Origin of the sequence: Rhodococcus sp. SG20037, assembly GCF_031763325.1 — a bacterium.
GTDB lineage: Bacteria > Actinomycetota > Actinomycetes > Mycobacteriales > Mycobacteriaceae > Rhodococcus_F > Rhodococcus_F qingshengii.
On record NZ_CP134497.1, the window covers coordinates 4,108,157 to 4,122,785 of the forward strand.

The 14,629-nt window shown below is 62.5% G+C and carries 16 protein-coding genes; 1 reads left to right on the forward strand and 15 read right to left on the reverse strand.

Going from position 1 to position 14,629, the window contains the following annotated elements:
• Positions 1-181: 181 nt before the first annotated feature.
• Positions 182-1,441: a UDP-N-acetylglucosamine 1-carboxyvinyltransferase gene (murA, locus tag RHP72_RS18780; protein WP_030537339.1), complete on the reverse strand. Its 1,260-nt coding sequence runs from the start codon at positions 1,439-1,441 to the stop codon at positions 182-184.
• 54 nt (positions 1,442-1,495) lie between these two features.
• Here murA and RHP72_RS18785 point away from each other — a divergent pair, with 54 nt between their 5' ends.
• Positions 1,496-2,068 carry a cob(I)yrinic acid a,c-diamide adenosyltransferase gene (locus RHP72_RS18785; protein ID WP_311093681.1) on the forward strand — a complete coding sequence of 191 codons (573 nt, stop codon included), beginning with the start codon at positions 1,496-1,498 and terminating at the stop codon, positions 2,066-2,068.
• Between the two features lie 10 nt (positions 2,069-2,078).
• Here the strand turns inward: RHP72_RS18785 and RHP72_RS18790 are convergent, their stop codons facing one another.
• From RHP72_RS18790 to prmC, 14 genes are all read right to left on the reverse strand, one after another.
• Positions 2,079-2,501 carry a DUF2550 domain-containing protein gene (locus RHP72_RS18790; protein ID WP_029255703.1) on the reverse strand — a complete coding sequence of 141 codons (423 nt, stop codon included), beginning with the start codon at positions 2,499-2,501 and terminating at the stop codon, positions 2,079-2,081.
• A gap of 49 nt (positions 2,502-2,550) precedes the next feature.
• A complete protein-coding gene (locus RHP72_RS18795) occupies positions 2,551-2,919 on the reverse strand; it encodes a F0F1 ATP synthase subunit epsilon (RefSeq protein WP_003941287.1) in 369 nt (122 codons plus the stop codon).
• A 6-nt stretch (positions 2,920-2,925) separates the two neighbouring features.
• Entirely contained in the window at positions 2,926-4,377 is a 1,452-nt protein-coding gene (atpD, locus tag RHP72_RS18800; RefSeq protein WP_003941349.1) for a F0F1 ATP synthase subunit beta, read from the reverse strand.
• A gap of 3 nt (positions 4,378-4,380) precedes the next feature.
• Complete coding sequence (locus RHP72_RS18805) at positions 4,381-5,364, reverse strand: F0F1 ATP synthase subunit gamma (RefSeq protein WP_003941320.1); 984 nt, start codon at positions 5,362-5,364, stop codon at positions 4,381-4,383.
• Positions 5,365-5,412: 48 nt separating this feature from the next.
• Complete coding sequence (gene atpA / locus RHP72_RS18810) at positions 5,413-7,056, reverse strand: F0F1 ATP synthase subunit alpha (RefSeq protein ID WP_007726218.1); 1,644 nt, start codon at positions 7,054-7,056, stop codon at positions 5,413-5,415.
• Positions 7,057-7,118: 62 nt separating this feature from the next.
• Entirely contained in the window at positions 7,119-7,943 is an 825-nt protein-coding gene (locus tag RHP72_RS18815; RefSeq protein WP_003941304.1) for a F0F1 ATP synthase subunit delta, read from the reverse strand.
• A 5-nt stretch (positions 7,944-7,948) separates the two neighbouring features.
• A complete protein-coding gene (locus RHP72_RS18820; protein ID WP_003941337.1) occupies positions 7,949-8,509 on the reverse strand; it encodes a F0F1 ATP synthase subunit B in 561 nt (186 codons plus the stop codon).
• 7 nt (positions 8,510-8,516) lie between these two features.
• Positions 8,517-8,759, reverse strand: a complete 243-nt coding sequence (locus RHP72_RS18825) for an ATP synthase F0 subunit C (protein ID WP_003941327.1) — start codon at positions 8,757-8,759, stop codon at positions 8,517-8,519.
• Between the two features lie 83 nt (positions 8,760-8,842).
• Positions 8,843-9,670 carry a F0F1 ATP synthase subunit A gene (atpB, locus tag RHP72_RS18830; RefSeq protein WP_003941403.1) on the reverse strand — a complete coding sequence of 276 codons (828 nt, stop codon included), beginning with the start codon at positions 9,668-9,670 and terminating at the stop codon, positions 8,843-8,845.
• A gap of 280 nt (positions 9,671-9,950) precedes the next feature.
• Positions 9,951-10,421, reverse strand: a complete 471-nt coding sequence (locus RHP72_RS18835; RefSeq protein ID WP_030537336.1) for a glycine zipper family protein — start codon at positions 10,419-10,421, stop codon at positions 9,951-9,953.
• Between the two features lie 32 nt (positions 10,422-10,453).
• A complete protein-coding gene (locus RHP72_RS18840) occupies positions 10,454-11,641 on the reverse strand; it encodes a glycosyltransferase family 4 protein (protein ID WP_030537335.1) in 1,188 nt (395 codons plus the stop codon).
• Positions 11,638-12,963 (reverse strand): serine hydroxymethyltransferase, encoded by a 1,326-nt coding sequence (gene glyA / locus RHP72_RS18845; RefSeq protein WP_311093682.1) that lies wholly within the window; start codon positions 12,961-12,963, stop codon positions 11,638-11,640. Before glyA ends, RHP72_RS18840 begins: the two co-directional genes overlap by 4 nt.
• A gap of 2 nt (positions 12,964-12,965) precedes the next feature.
• Complete coding sequence (locus RHP72_RS18850) at positions 12,966-13,628, reverse strand: L-threonylcarbamoyladenylate synthase (protein WP_003941345.1); 663 nt, start codon at positions 13,626-13,628, stop codon at positions 12,966-12,968.
• On the reverse strand, positions 13,625-14,557 hold the full coding sequence (gene prmC / locus RHP72_RS18855; protein ID WP_054186744.1) for a peptide chain release factor N(5)-glutamine methyltransferase: 933 nt from the start codon (positions 14,555-14,557) through the stop codon (positions 13,625-13,627). Before prmC ends, RHP72_RS18850 begins: the two co-directional genes overlap by 4 nt.
• Between the last annotated feature and the right edge of the window lie 72 nt (positions 14,558-14,629).

The following is a 14,629-nucleotide window of genomic DNA, read 5'->3' on the forward strand; positions in this document are numbered from 1 at the left end:
CTCGCCGTGAAGCGGGAGTCGGTGTCCGTGTCGCTCTGACTTGGAATAAGTTACGCGAACCTTCAATCAATTCACAAATCGCCTGGTCACTACACCGAATTGGCCGATTAAGGCCAGGTCAGACCGTTGAGCCTTTCCGCCAACTGCGAATAGGCCCGAGTGTGACGCCGAGCACCGATACCTAGTCGGTGCCCACCCGCTCGATCACTCCCCCGAGTCCACGGAGATTCTCGACGAATCGCGGGTACCCACGGTCGATGTGGAAAATATCGTGAACTTCGGTGGTTCCGTCCGCAACCAACCCCGCAAGCACGAGCCCGGCGCCGGCCCGAATGTCCGAAGACCACACCGGTGCACTCGACAACACCGGAACTCCGCGGATCACCGCATGGTGACCGTCAGTACGAGCGTCGGCGCCGAGTCGGATCATTTCCTCGACAAATCGGAAACGCGATTCGAATACGTTCTCGGTGATCATCGACGTGCCTTCGGCAACCGCAGCCAAACCGATTGCCATCGGCTGCAGGTCGGTCGGGAATCCGGGGTACGGCAATGTTGCGAAATTGACCGCTTTAGGCCGTTCACGCTGAATGACGCGGAAACCGTCAACCTCGGGAGTCACCTCCGCGCCGGCCGTCCGAAGCTTGTCGAGGACCAGTCCGAGATGCTTGTGGTTCACCCCACGAACGCGGACGTCACCCCTGGTCATGGATGCCGCGACACCCCACGTTGCAGCGACGATCCGATCGCCGATGACACGGTGCGTAGTCGGTTCCAACTTGCGGACGCCTTGAATGGTGAGCGTCGAACTTCCGCCGCCAGATACCTTGGCGCCCATCTCGTTGAGCATGTTGCACAGATCCACGATCTCGGGCTCACGTGCAGCGTTGTCGATCACTGTCTCACCACGGGCGAGGACCGCTGCCATCAAGATGTTCTCGGTTGCACCCACAGACGGGAAGACCAGGCGGATGTTCGCTCCATGCAGGTCGTCTGCCTCGGCAACTACACATCCGTGTTCGATCTCGCTGCGCGCACCCAACAGGCGGAGCCCGGATTGGTGCATGTCGAGGGGCCTCGAACCGATGGCGTCACCGCCAGGCAAGGCAACAACAGCGCGTCGACAACGCGCGACCAGCGGACCGAGAACACACACTGACGCTCGGAACTGTTTCACCGCATCGAAGTCAGCGTGATACTTCGGCTCGGCCGGCGTCGTGATCCGCACTTCGGAATCTTCGAGTTCGACTTCGCAGCCCAGACCTCGCAGAACGTCCGCCATCAGCGGTACGTCGAGAATGTCCGGGCAGTTGGTCACGACAGTGGTGCCTTCGGCCAACAGCGCCGCGGCCATCAGCTTCAGCACACTGTTCTTGGCCCCTCCCACCAGTACTTCACCTTCGAGGCGGTTACCCCCGGTCACAAGAAAGTGCTCACTCACGGTTCACAGCCTAGAGCCACAACCTCGTCGGCACCGCGCCGGTACCGTAGCCCTATGTCTGTTCACCTGACGAAGATCTACACCCGGACCGGCGACGACGGGACCACGGGCCTCAGCGATTTTTCCCGCGTGTCCAAGAACGATCCGCGTCTGATCGCATACGCGGATTGCGACGAGACCAATGCAGCGATCGGTGTGGCCGTTGCCCTCGGCACTCCCCCGGAGAATCTCCTCGCAATGCTGCGCCAGATCCAGAACGACCTTTTCGACGCAGGGGCCGACTTGTCCACCCCCGTGGTCGAGAACCCGAAGTACCCGCCGCTACGAGTGACTCAGTCCTACATCGATCGACTCGAAGGATGGTGCGATGAGCTCAATGAGCAACTGGCACCGTTGAATTCGTTCATTCTGCCGGGCGGTACCGCCTTGGGGGCCCTGCTTCACGTAGCAAGAACCGTCTCGCGGCGTGCGGAGCGTGCGGCTTGGTCCGCCATCGATGCGAACCCGGAAGACACGAGCATGCTCCCCGCGAAATACCTCAACAGATTGTCGGATCTGCTCTTCATCATGGGAAGAGTGGCAAATCCTGAAGGTGACGTGCTCTGGAAGCCCGGCGCCGGGGCTTGAGCGGGACCGGTCAGGCGGTGCGTCGCCTACGGGCGCGCCCGTCCGGCCGCGATTCCACCCAGGACAGGAACGCTGTCAATGCTCCACTGTCCAAAGCGATTTCGTAGGCCGACGAGCCGTCATTGACCTTGACCACGACGATGTCGTCGCTCATGATGTCGAATTCGGTACCCGAGGGAGAACGACGGCTCTCGACCTCGATACCTTGACGATCGATCCTGGAGTCCGGGCCCGGCCGCAGACTCGACAGTTTGAAAAAGACAAAGGTGCTTTCGCCGTAGCGAATGATTCCGTGACGCCACCCGCTGTCCCCCGGAGATGGCAGAACACGAAGCAGTGCAGCGGTACCGCCGCGACGCAGAACCAGCAGACGATACAGAAAAGCCGCGACGAGAACCGCGAGCAGCACAACCAGAATGATCAACACAGTCATTCCGAATGTCACTGTTCGTCGGCTCCCGTCGCGGCTTTACTCGAGTAACTTACGCGCGCTCGACGGCCCGGAGCTGACCCTTGGCGACCGCAATCGCTTCGAGGTCGCCCGAGTTCTCGGCCAAGACAGCCTTGGCTGCCTCGACGTCGATGTCCTGTGCCATGTCCGCGGACTCGGCAAGGATCGTCACCGTCGTCGCAGTGACGGAGAGAAATCCTCCGTGTACCGCAGCAACGATACGCTCGCCGTCGACCGAGGTGATCGACACGGTTCCGCCCTCGATCAGCTGGCCGAGGACCGGCTCATGCCCAGGCATGATTCCGATTTCACCCTCGGTGGTCTGAGCGCTGACCAGCGTCGCCGAACCAGACCACAAGCGCTGCTCGACGGCAACGAGTTCTACGGTCATCTCAGCCATCGTGGACTACTTCCCGGCCATCTTCTTGGCTGCAGCCTCGACGTCGTCGAGTCCACCGCAGCTGTTGAATGCCTGCTCGGGCAGGTGATCGAACTCGCCCTTGCAGACGCGGTCGAAGGCTTCGATCGTGTCGCGGAGCGGCACGACGGAGCCGGGCTCACCGGTGAACTTCTCGGCAACGATGAAGTTCTGGCCGAGGAACTTCTGGATACGACGGGCGCGGCCGACGAGGACCTTGTCCTCTTCCTGAAGCTCGTCCATACCGAGGATGGCGATGATGTCCTGCAGTTCCTTGTACTTCTGCAGAATGCGCTTGACCTCGTTGGCAACGCGGAAGTGCTCGGCACCGACGATGCCGGGCTCCAGGATGCGGGAGGTCGAGCTCAGCGGATCCACAGCGGGGTAGATACCCATCTGCGAAATCGGGCGCGAAAGCTCGGTGGTGGCATCGAGGTGCGCGAACGTCGTAGCCGGCGCGGGGTCGGTGTAGTCGTCGGCGGGCACGTAAATAGCCTGCAGCGAGGTGATCGAGCGACCGCGAGTCGAGGTGATGCGCTCCTGGAGCTCACCCATCTCGTCCGCCAGCGTGGGCTGGTAGCCCACTGCCGAAGGCATACGGCCGAGGAGGGTGGAAACCTCGGAGCCTGCCTGCGTGAAGCGGAAGATGTTGTCGATGAACAGCAGAACGTCCTGGCCCTGGACGTCGCGGAAGTACTCCGCCATCGTCAGTGCGGACAGGGCGACGCGCATACGCGTTCCGGGCGGCTCGTCCATCTGGCCGAAGACAAGGGCGGTGTCCTGGAGGACGCCCATCTCTTCCATTTCCAGGTGGAGGTCGGTGCCCTCACGGGTACGCTCACCGACGCCTGCGAACACCGAGGTGCCCGAGAACTCGCGAGCGATACGCGTGATCATTTCCTGGATCAGAACGGTCTTGCCGACGCCGGCGCCACCGAACAGGCCGATCTTTCCACCCTTGACGTACGGGGTGAGAAGGTCGATGACCTTGATGCCGGTCTCGAGGATCTCGGTCTTACCTTCGAGCTGATCGAAGGCTGGTGGCTTGCGGTGGATGCCCCACTGCTCGCCGTCGCGGCCGAGGCCGGGGGTGTCGAGGCAATCGCCCAGGGCGTTGAACACGTGGCCCTTGACGACGTCACCGACGGGAACCGAGATCGGCTTGCCCGAGTCGGTCACTGCAGTGCCGCGGACGAGGCCGTCGGTGGGCTGCATGGAGACGGTGCGGACCAGGTTGTCACCGAGGTGCTGTGCAACCTCGAGCGTCAGCGTCTTGGCGACCGAGGGAAGCGTGATCTCGGCGTTCAGGGCGTTGAACAGTTCAGGAACAGCGCCACGCGGGAATTCAACGTCCACGACGGGACCGATGACCCGCACGACGCGGCCGGCTACGGCCGAAGCCGAACCTGCCCCGTTGTTTTCGGTTACTGCTGCGGTCATGTGCTAGTCACTTCCTGCGCTCGAGGCGAGCGCGTTGGCGCCGCCGACGATCTCGCTGATTTCCTGGGTGATCTGGGCCTGGCGAGCCTGGTTGGCCTGACGGCTCAACGTGTTCACCAGTTCGTTTGCGTTGTCCGTCGCGGCCTTCATGGCAGTACGACGGGCTGCCGACTCCGATGCCGCAGCATCGAGAAGCGACGAGAAGATACGAGTGCTGACGTACTTCGGGAGAAGAGCGCCGAGAAGCTTCTCGGGCTCGGGCTCGAAGCTGAAGTCCGCGACGGGGCCATTGTCATGGTCGTCGTCGTGGCCGTTGGTCAGCATGTCGTCACCGAGTTCGATGCGCTCTTCCGACACGAAGACCTCGAGAGGAGCCATACGGCGAACCTCGGGAGTCTGCGTCAGCATCGACACGAAGCGGGTGTAGACGATATGGAGTTCGTCGACGCCCTCGATCGTGCCTTCACCGTTCGGAGCCGCAACCTGGTTACCCGAACCAGCCATGAACAGCTCCACCAGGTGGCGGCTGGCCTTCGCTGCATCCGAGTAACCCGGATCCTGCGAGAAGCCCGTCCACGCAGCACCGATGTCGCGGCCGCGGAACGTGTAGTAGCCGAGCCCCTTGGAACCGAGCACGTACACGACCGGCTCCTTGCCCTCGCTGCGGAGGAGAGCCATGAGCTCTTCTGCCTGCTTGAGAACGTTGGAGTTGTAGCCACCACACATGCCGCGGTCACTGGTGACAACGAGGACCGCTGCCCGCTTGGGCTCCGGACGCTCGTTGAGCAACGGGTGATCGAGCGAAGCAGACGCACTCGCCAATTCGGTGAGTACCTTCGTGATCTCCTCGGCATACGGCTTGGACGCGGCGACGCGAATCTGAGCCTTGGTGATACGCGAAGTCGCGATCAGTTCCTGTGCCTTGGTGATCTTCTTGGTCGAGTTGACCGACTTGATACGAGACCGCAATTCGAGAATGCTCGCCATCGATCAATCACTCTCCCTTCGGAATTCGCAGTGTCATGGGCGCGTACGTCACTTGCTGACGGTCTTGCGCTTGACGTTGATCTGCTCGTTCGCGACCTCGTCGGCGCCCAAAGCGTCAGCCTCGGCTTCGTTCACGACCCGGCTTCCGTCGGATGCGATGAAGCCTTCCTTGAACTTGTTCGTCGCGGCGATCAGCTCAGCAGCGTTGTCGGCATCAAGTGCCTTACCGCCGTTGATGCTGGAGTAGACGCCAGCAGCCGAGTGCTTGAGGTCTTCGAGCAGTTCCTTCTCGAAGCGACGGACATCGCCGATCGGAACGCTGTCGAAGATGCCTTCGCCGGCCAGGTAGATCGAGACGATCTGGTCCTCGACGGGGATCGGGCTGTACTGATCCTGCTTGAGCAACTCGACCAGACGGGCGCCGCGCTCGAGCTGAGCCTTGGAGGCAGCGTCGAGGTCGGATGCGAAGGCGGAGAACGCTTCGAGCTCACGGAACTGAGCCAGTTCCAGACGCAGCGAACCGGAAACCTTCTTCATGCCCTTGGTCTGTGCAGCGCCGCCGACGCGGGAGACCGAGATACCGACGTTGATCGCGGGGCGAACGCCCTTGTTGAACAGGTCGGACTCGAGGAACACCTGACCGTCGGTGATGGAGATGACGTTGGTCGGGATGTAAGCCGAGACGTCGTTCGCCTTGGTCTCGATGATCGGCAGAGCCGTCAGCGAGCCACCGCCGAGTGCGTCGGACAGCTTCGCCGAACGCTCCAGCAGACGGGAGTGCAAGTAGAAGACGTCACCGGGGTAAGCCTCGCGTCCCGGCGGGCGACGCAGCAGCAGCGAGATGGCGCGGTACGCCTCTGCCTGCTTGGTCAGGTCGTCGAACACGACCAGAACGTGCTTGCCCTGGTACATCCAGTGCTGGCCGATGGCCGAGCCGGTGTATGGTGCGAGCCACTTGAAGCCTGCGGAATCAGATGCCGGAGCAGCAACGATGGTGGTGTACTCCATCGCGCCCTTCTCCTCGAGGGCAGCCTTGACGCCCGCGATGGTGGAACCCTTCTGACCGATGGCAACGTAGATGCAGCGCACCTGCTTGTTGACATCGCCGGAATCCCAGTTGGCCTTCTGGTTCAGGATGGCGTCGATGCAGACCGCGGTCTTGCCGGTCTTGCGGTCGCCGATGATGAGCTGGCGCTGGCCGCGGCCGATCGGGGTCATGGCGTCGATAGCCTTGATACCGGTCTGGAGCGGCTCTTCGACCGGCTGGCGCTCGAGCACCGAAGCAGCCTGGAGCTCGAGTGCACGGTTCTCGGTGCTCTCGATCTCGCCGAGGCCGTCGATGGGCGCACCCAGCGGGTCGATGACGCGGCCGAGGAAAGCATCGCCGACGGGAACCGACAGAACGTCGCCCGTGCGCTTTACTTCCTGGCCTTCTTGAATGTTCTGGTAATCGCCAAGGATGACGGCACCGATTTCGGTGGCATCCAGGTTGAGCGCGACGCCGACGATTCCACCGGGGAACTCCAACAGCTCGTTGGACATAGCCGAAGGCAGGCCAGAGACGTGCGCAATGCCGTCACTGGTGTCGGTCACTGTGCCGACCTCCTCACGGGAGGCCTCCGGGGAGTAGCTCGCGGTGTAGTTGTCGATCGCGCTACGGATCTCGTCGGAGGAGATCGTCAGCTCCGCCATGTTTTTCCTGCTCTCGGTGTCTGGTCTTCGAAAAGATCTGGAGTATGTGTTCGGCTGAAGGACTACTTGAGGTTCTTCCGCAGTGCTGCGAGTCGACCCGCTGCGCTGCCGTCGATAACCTCGTCGCCCACCCGGACGACCAAGCCGCTGAGGAGTTCTGGATCGACCTCGACGTGCACTGCTACCGGCTTCCCGTAGGTGCGGGTAAGAGTGCTCGCCAAGCGATCCGACTGCTCCGAGCTCAACGCCGAGGCGCTGCGAACGTGAGCAACGGTGGTATCGCGCTGCGCTGCGGCAAGATTCGACAGCTGATCGAAAGTGTCTGCGGGTGCAGACTTCAACCGGCCGACGGCCTGTCCGGCGAGTGCCTCGGTGACCGCGGTGACCTTGCCGTAGAGCAAGCGGGAGAGGAACTCACGCTTGCGGGCTGCGGGAACCGACAGATCCGAGAGCGTCTGCTCCAGGCTGGGATCCCCTGCCACGATGCGACCGAGACGGAAGAGCTCGTCCTCAACGGTGTCCAACTGGCTCTGATCGGCTGCGGCGCGGAGCAGAGCTTCGCGTCCGAGCAGTTCGAGCGAGTTGACCAAGTCGCGGGCCGCAGACCAGTCCTGGCCTGCAGCTGCCTTCACGGTGGCGAGCGCCTCGGCGCCGACCTTTCCGGAGAACAACTGCTCTGCCAAAGCCTGGCGACCAGCGGCCGGTGCCGAAGCGTCAGCCAGCGCGCTGCGAAGAGCGCGCTGGCCGTCGAGTACCTCGACCACCGAGAAGAGCTCGGACCCAGCCTGAGCAGAAGCAGCAGTTGCGGCTCCTGCAGAGACGGCGCCCAGGGCACTGCTCAGCGCAGAACGAGTCTGCGCCAAGGCTTCACGGCTCGCTGCGTACATGTTGCTCACTTCCTGGCTGAATCAGCGCTGACGGTGTCGAGCTCGTTGAGGAAACGATCAACCGTTCCGGCGCGCTTCACGTCGTCGGCGAGGGACTCCCCGATGACCTTCTCGGCCAGGTCTACAGCGGTCTTGCCGAGATCCGAGCGGAGCTCAGCGACAATCTGCTGACGCTGGGCGACGAGCTGGCTGTGGCCTGCGGCCACGATGCGGTCGCTCTCGTCCTGCGCCTGAACCTTCATGTCAGCGATGATCTGCTGACCCTGGGTACGCGCTTCCTCACGGATCTGCGCTGCCTCGGTACGAGCTTCGGCGAGCTGCGCGCGGTACTGCTCGAGCGCTGCTGCTGCCTCCGCCTGTGCGTCTTCGGCTTTCTTGATGCCGCCCTCGATCTGCTCGGTGCGTTCGGCCAAGACCTTCTGGAACTTCGGAAGAACGAGCTTCCAGAAGACGAAACCAACTACTACGAGCGCGACCGCGGACCACACGATGTCGTATGTCTCGGGGATGAGGGGATTGTGTTCAGTCGTCCCCTCCGCCGCGAGAATTGCGATGGTGGCTGCCATGTCGGTCTTAGAAGATGAAGCCGGCGACGAGGCCGATCAGCGCGAGGGCCTCGGTGAATGCAATACCGAGGAACATGGTGGTACGAACCTGGCCGGCCATCTCGGGCTGGCGGACCATGCCTTCGATTGCCTTGCCCACAACGATGCCCACGCCGATGCCGGGGCCGATTGCTGCGAGGCCGTAGCCGATGGCTCCGTAGCCGCGCGACTTGGTCTCGACAACTTCCTGAGCGAGGTAAGCGATGCTCATGGTGTTCCATTCCCTTTCTGTTGACCTCCGCCGGATTCGGCAAGAGGCTCAGTTCTTGGTGTAGCTGGTGAGGAGGTAAAAGGTCAGTGCTCGTCGGCGTGGAGCGCCAGATCGATGTACACCGCGGTCAGCAGCGCGAACACGTAAGCCTGCAGGAAGATGACCAGCAGCTCGAAGAACGTGAATGCGATACCGGCAATGATCGACGGAACACCGAAGATCGCCTGGAATCCGCCGGACACGAAGAAGAAGTAGTTCGTCGCGCTGAAGAACAGCACCAGCAGGATGTGGCCGGCCAACATGTTGGCCATGAGACGAACCATCAGCGTGAACGGGCGCAGGATGAAGGTCGAGATGAACTCGATGGGCACCAACAGGAAGTGCAGGGGCAGCGGGACGCCGGGAACGACGATGCTGCTCTTGACGTACTTGAAGAAGCCGTACTTCTTGATTCCCACGTAGTTGAACACGATGTAGGCGAGCGCTGCGAGTACCAGCGGCATACCGATTCGTGCGTTCGGCGAGATGTTCAGGAAGGGAATGACGCTGGCCAGGTTGCTGGCGACCACGATGAAGAAGATCGTCGTGATGACCGGCAGGAAGCGCTTGCCCTGTTCCTTGCCCAGGATCTCCTCGGCGATGTTGATACGAACGAAGTCGAGCGCGAGCTCAGCTGCGTTCTGCAGTCCACGGGGAACCAGTCGAGGGCTGCGCATTGCGATCACGAAGAAGGCTGCGACCAGCACCGACATCAGCAGACGAATCAGCATCAGACGGTCGAGCTCGAAGGGGCCCGCGTGAATCAACACGGAGGGCGGGAAAAAATCGTCTAGTGACGGCGCATGGAATTCATCCGCGGCCAGGGTGGTGACGCTCAGCGTTCTCTCCCGTAGTCGGTCCGCAGCCATCATTGACTGCGGTTCGATCGGACATTGACGATCTACAAGTCGACAAGTTCGACTCGCGCATTCGTCAGCAGCTGGAGAACCCTAGAGGGGCCTGGCGTCTGTCGGTGTCGGCGACTCTCGTCGACTCAGTGGTCAGAATTTCGACCACCTGCGAGCACATGGCATCGTCGGCTGAGTGTTACTCGGCCCACCATTGCTCTCGCTTGAACCGAACCTTATCAAGTCATCTACGACATTGTGTAGATGGGGTACCTGGAAGTCCGATTAGTTACCTCTTGTAGTACTACTCGTCGTCGTCGACGTTGCTGCTGGGAGCGGGATCGACGTACGGAGTTTTGGTTCCCAGGACGCCGTAAGTCTCCGCACCGAGCACCACGACCAGCGACATGATGATGACCAGGACGAGAGCGGTCTTGTTGTAGAAATCCATGTCCGAGAGGACAAAGAGAACCACCATCGCGAGAATCATCTTCAGCAGCCAGGTACCGAGCAGAACGGCACCGGCCGTGAGCGCAGGCAGCTTCGCTGTGAGCAGCACGCCCAACGCCGTGAACAAGATGAACCCGCCGCCGACGGCTGCGCCGATCAGAGCGCCGTAGACGCCTTCCTTACCGGCGAAGAGCCCGCCCAGGAGCGCGCCGACCACGGCCAGCGCGATCAGCCCCATCACACCCCACTTCACGGCCGACTTCATGGCGGCGGTCGAATCAGGGATGGGTTGCGAGGCAGGTACAGGCTGCGGCGTGTTCGTCACGATGCCCAAGGGTAATGGATCGGAAAACTTGGCTAGCGACGCTGCTGCTTGCGATCGATCAGCGAAGGCACCGCAGTGAAGAACAACGCAAGAACCAAACCGGCCGCGACGAGTACAACAACCAGCTGACGATTGAGCAGCGAGGATCCGACGGCACCGAACGCCAGGACGCTGACCCACAGGTAGATGACCAGCACAACTCGTCGGTGCGTGTGTCCGATCTGCAAGAGGCGATGATGCAGGTGCATCTTGTCCGGACTGAACGGACTGACGCCCGCTTTCGTCCGGCGGATCACGGCCAGGAGCATGTCCAGCATCGGGATGAACATCACAGCCCCGACCAGCAACAACGGCGCGAGGAGGCCGACGAGGTCGCGGGTTCCGTAAGCAGCGAGCGGAATACGACCGGATGCACTGGTGGAGATCGCGGCCAGCATGAGACCGATCAACATCGACCCGGAATCGCCCATGAAAATGCGCGCTGGATTGAAGTTGTGTGGAAGAAAACCGAGACAAGCGCCTGCCAAAGCCGCCGCGATCATCGCCGGCGGGTAGACACTCGCGTCGCCGCCCTGATCGTGGAGAAGACCGATCGAGAAGATGAGGATGGCGAGCGCCGCAATCAGACCCAACCCGGCGGCCAATCCGTCGAGACCGTCGACAAAATTCATGGCGTTGATGGTCGCGACGGCAACAGCAACGGTGAACAGTCCGGATTGAATCTGATCGAGGATGATGGTGGACCCACCGTCACCGCCGAACGGGTTGTAGATGATGAACCAGCTGACGCCCATCACCACGAGAACGCCGGCAGCAGTCACCTGACCGACAAATTTGGTGAGGGCATCGAGGCCCCACCTGTCGTCGATCACACCCACGAGGACGATGACGGCGCCAGCTACGAGCGCAGCGTGTACGTCAGGACTGCCGAAGCCGAAACCTCTTGTGAGCGCGGGTAATTGCTGCGCGAACAGCAGACCGACAGCCATGCCGACATACATTCCGACGCCACCGAGGCGCGGAATCGGCTCGACGTGAACGTCCCGATCACGAGGAATCGCGACAGCGCCGAACCTCAGCGCCAACAACCGGACTGCGCCAGTCGCCAGGTAGGTCACCACCGCCGCCGTACACAGCACGAGCAAAAGTTCACGGATGGGAACACCCGCTCCCCCGCCACCCTGTGCCAGATACGTGGTCGCCTCGTAGGAAGTGATCACTGCTCGAGATCACCCGTCTGGCGGGCATAGGCAGGCTTTGCCCGGACCAGTTCGCGAACGCCGTCGGCAACTGCTGCCAACTCGGCCTCTCCTGACGTGGTGGCGGGGTCCGCGACAACTGCGCGCGCGATCAACTCCCCCACCACGCTCATGTCGGAGAGGTTGAAACCCTGGGTCGTCACGGCCGCGGACCCGACGCGGATTCCGGACGTGACGGCGGGCGACTGCGGATCGAACGGAATCGCGTTCTTGTTGAGCGTGATCGAAGCCAGTCCGCACCTACGCTCGGCGTCGACGCCGGTGACACCGCTTGCGCGCAGGTCGAGAAGCGCCAGATGTGTGTCGGTTCCACCGGACACGGTGCGCAGACCGCGAGCTTCCAACGACAGCGCGAGCGCCGATGCGTTGGCAACCACTTCCTGTGCATACCAACGATATTCCGGCGTCGACGCTTCCTTGAAGGCAACCGCCTTCGCAGCGATCGCATGCATCATCGGGCCGCCTTGAATGAAGGGGAACACCGCGCGATCTACAGCCGAGGCGTGCTCGCTGCGGCACAGGATCATTCCGCCGCGCGGGCCTCTGAGGACTTTGTGCGTCGTCGCGGAGACGACGTCGGCGTACGGAACGCACGACGGTATCGCCCGGCCTGCCACGAGTCCGATGAAGTGGGCGGCGTCGACCCACAGGATCGCACCGACCTCGTCTGCGATCGAGCGGAAGGCTGCGAAGTCGATGGTGCGGGAGTACGCGGTCGCGCCGGCGACGATGATTTTCGGCTTGTGCGCCAGAGCCAGGGTGCGAACCTCGTCGTAGTCGATCAATTCGGTGGCCGAATCGACGTGATAGGGAACGGTGGTGAACCACTGCCCAGAAAAGCTGACGCGAGACCCGTGAGTCAGATGCCCACCGTGCGGCAGACTCATCGCCAATACGGTGTCGCCGGGCTTGGCGAATGCGGCGTACACCGCGAGATTCGCGGTGGCCCCCGAATGCGGTTGGACGTTGACGTGCTCGGCGCCGAACAGTGCCTTTGCCCGGTCGATCGCCAGATTCTCGGCTACGTCGACGTACTCGCACCCGCCGTAATAACGCCGACCCGGATAACCCTCGGCGTACTTGTTGCTCAGGGTCGAACCCAAGGCAGCCAGTACCGAGGAGCTGGTGAAGTTCTCGCTCGCGATGAGTTGAAGTCCGTCGCGCTGACGCTCGAGTTCGGCCAGCGCAACAGCCGCGATCTCGGGGTCTGCCGTGGCAAGCTCACCGAAATCCGGTCCCCAATACGTGGATTCCCCCGCGCGCTCGCCGCCGGCGCCGACCATCGTTACGAAACTCCCTCTACGAGACTTTCCGGACTGGTGCCCAATACCTCGGCGATGGATTCTGCCGAGACGGCACCCACTCGCAAGATACGCGGTGAATTGCCGGTCAGGTCGACGATCGTCGAAGCAACGGCATGTTCGGCCTTGCCCCCGTCGAGATACACGCTGGCAGATCCGCCGAGCTGATCTCGGGCTTCCTCGACGGTAGTTGCCGGCGGACGCCCCGAAATGTTGGCGCTCGAGACGGCAAGCGGTCCGACATCGCGCAACAGTTCGAGGGCAACCGGGTGGAGGGGCATGCGGAGCATGACGGTTCCGCGGGTATCACCGAGGTCCCAGGCAAGTGAAGGCGCCTGCTCGACGACCAGGCTCAGTCCGCCGGGCCAGAATGCGCGGATCAGATCCCGTGCCTGCGGGCGCACGCTGTAGACGAGCCCGTCGATGGTGTTCCACGATCCGACCAGTACCGGGACGGGCATGTCTCGCCCGCGTCCCTTGGCGCGCAACAGACTCGTGACAGCTTCGCTGTCGAACGCGTCGGCGGCGAGTCCGTAAAGGGTGTCGGTAGGGAGAACTACGAGTCGGCCGGCCTTGAGCGCGTTCTTCGCGGCGGCCAAGCCTGCGGTTCGGGAATCTGTCTGACTGCAGTCGTACACGGTACTCACTCAGCCATCCTTTCACTCTGCGCTTCGGGCGTTCGATTCCGCTGTGCTTCGACGTCGGTGGCGACACGTCTGGCGACGACGAATCGCGGACGACCGGCAAGATCTGGATGCTGCGCGACCTCGCCGAATACCCGGCGCGCAGAGAACAGCGCAGCGACGCCGTCCCCGTTGGTGTCGTCGTGCTCGATGCCTGCCGCGCCGCCGATTCGAAGCCACCGCGCGATGTTGCTGATCATGGGTTTGATGACGGACAGACCGTCGACGCCACCGAACAACGCGGTGTGCGGGTCGTAATCCATGACCTCAGGCTGCAATTGCGCGCCTTCGGGGATGTACGGCGGATTGGAAACGACCAGATCGACGCCGCCCTCGAGTCCTGGCAACAGGTTCCGATCGGTGACATCGCCCTGATGCAGATGGATCGGTGTATCACCGGCGGCCTCGCGGTCGGCAGCATTACGACGCGCCCACGCCAACGCGGCGGGCTCCTTCTCCACGGCGTGAACGACGGCGTCCGGACGGGCCTCGGCGATGGACAGCGCGAGTACACCCGATCCCGTGCACAGGTCCAGAACTACCGGCGGCTTGCTTCCGCAACCTTCGAGGAACGAGAGTGCCCAACCCATGAGCAGTTCGGTTTCCGGCCGCGGAATGAAGACACCCGGCCCGACAGCGACGTCGATGTTGCCCATCGACGCGACTCCGATGATGTGCTGCAACGGAATCCGCTTCACCCGTTGCGCAACCAACTCGTCGAACGCCGCGATGACCTCGGGATCGACCAACGGAATCAGCCCGAGACGCGTGCGTTCGACCCCGAGCAGGTGGGATGCCAACAACTCGGCGTCGGTGCGTGGGCTGGGCACACCTGCGGCGTCGAGCTGTTTTGCAGCTTCGATCAGCGCCAAACGAAGTGGAAGTCGACTCACGGGTACAGCCTGCCACGCTCGACCGACACGCGGTTCACCGAGTTCCCGGCGGGATGGAGGTCAGTCATGGTC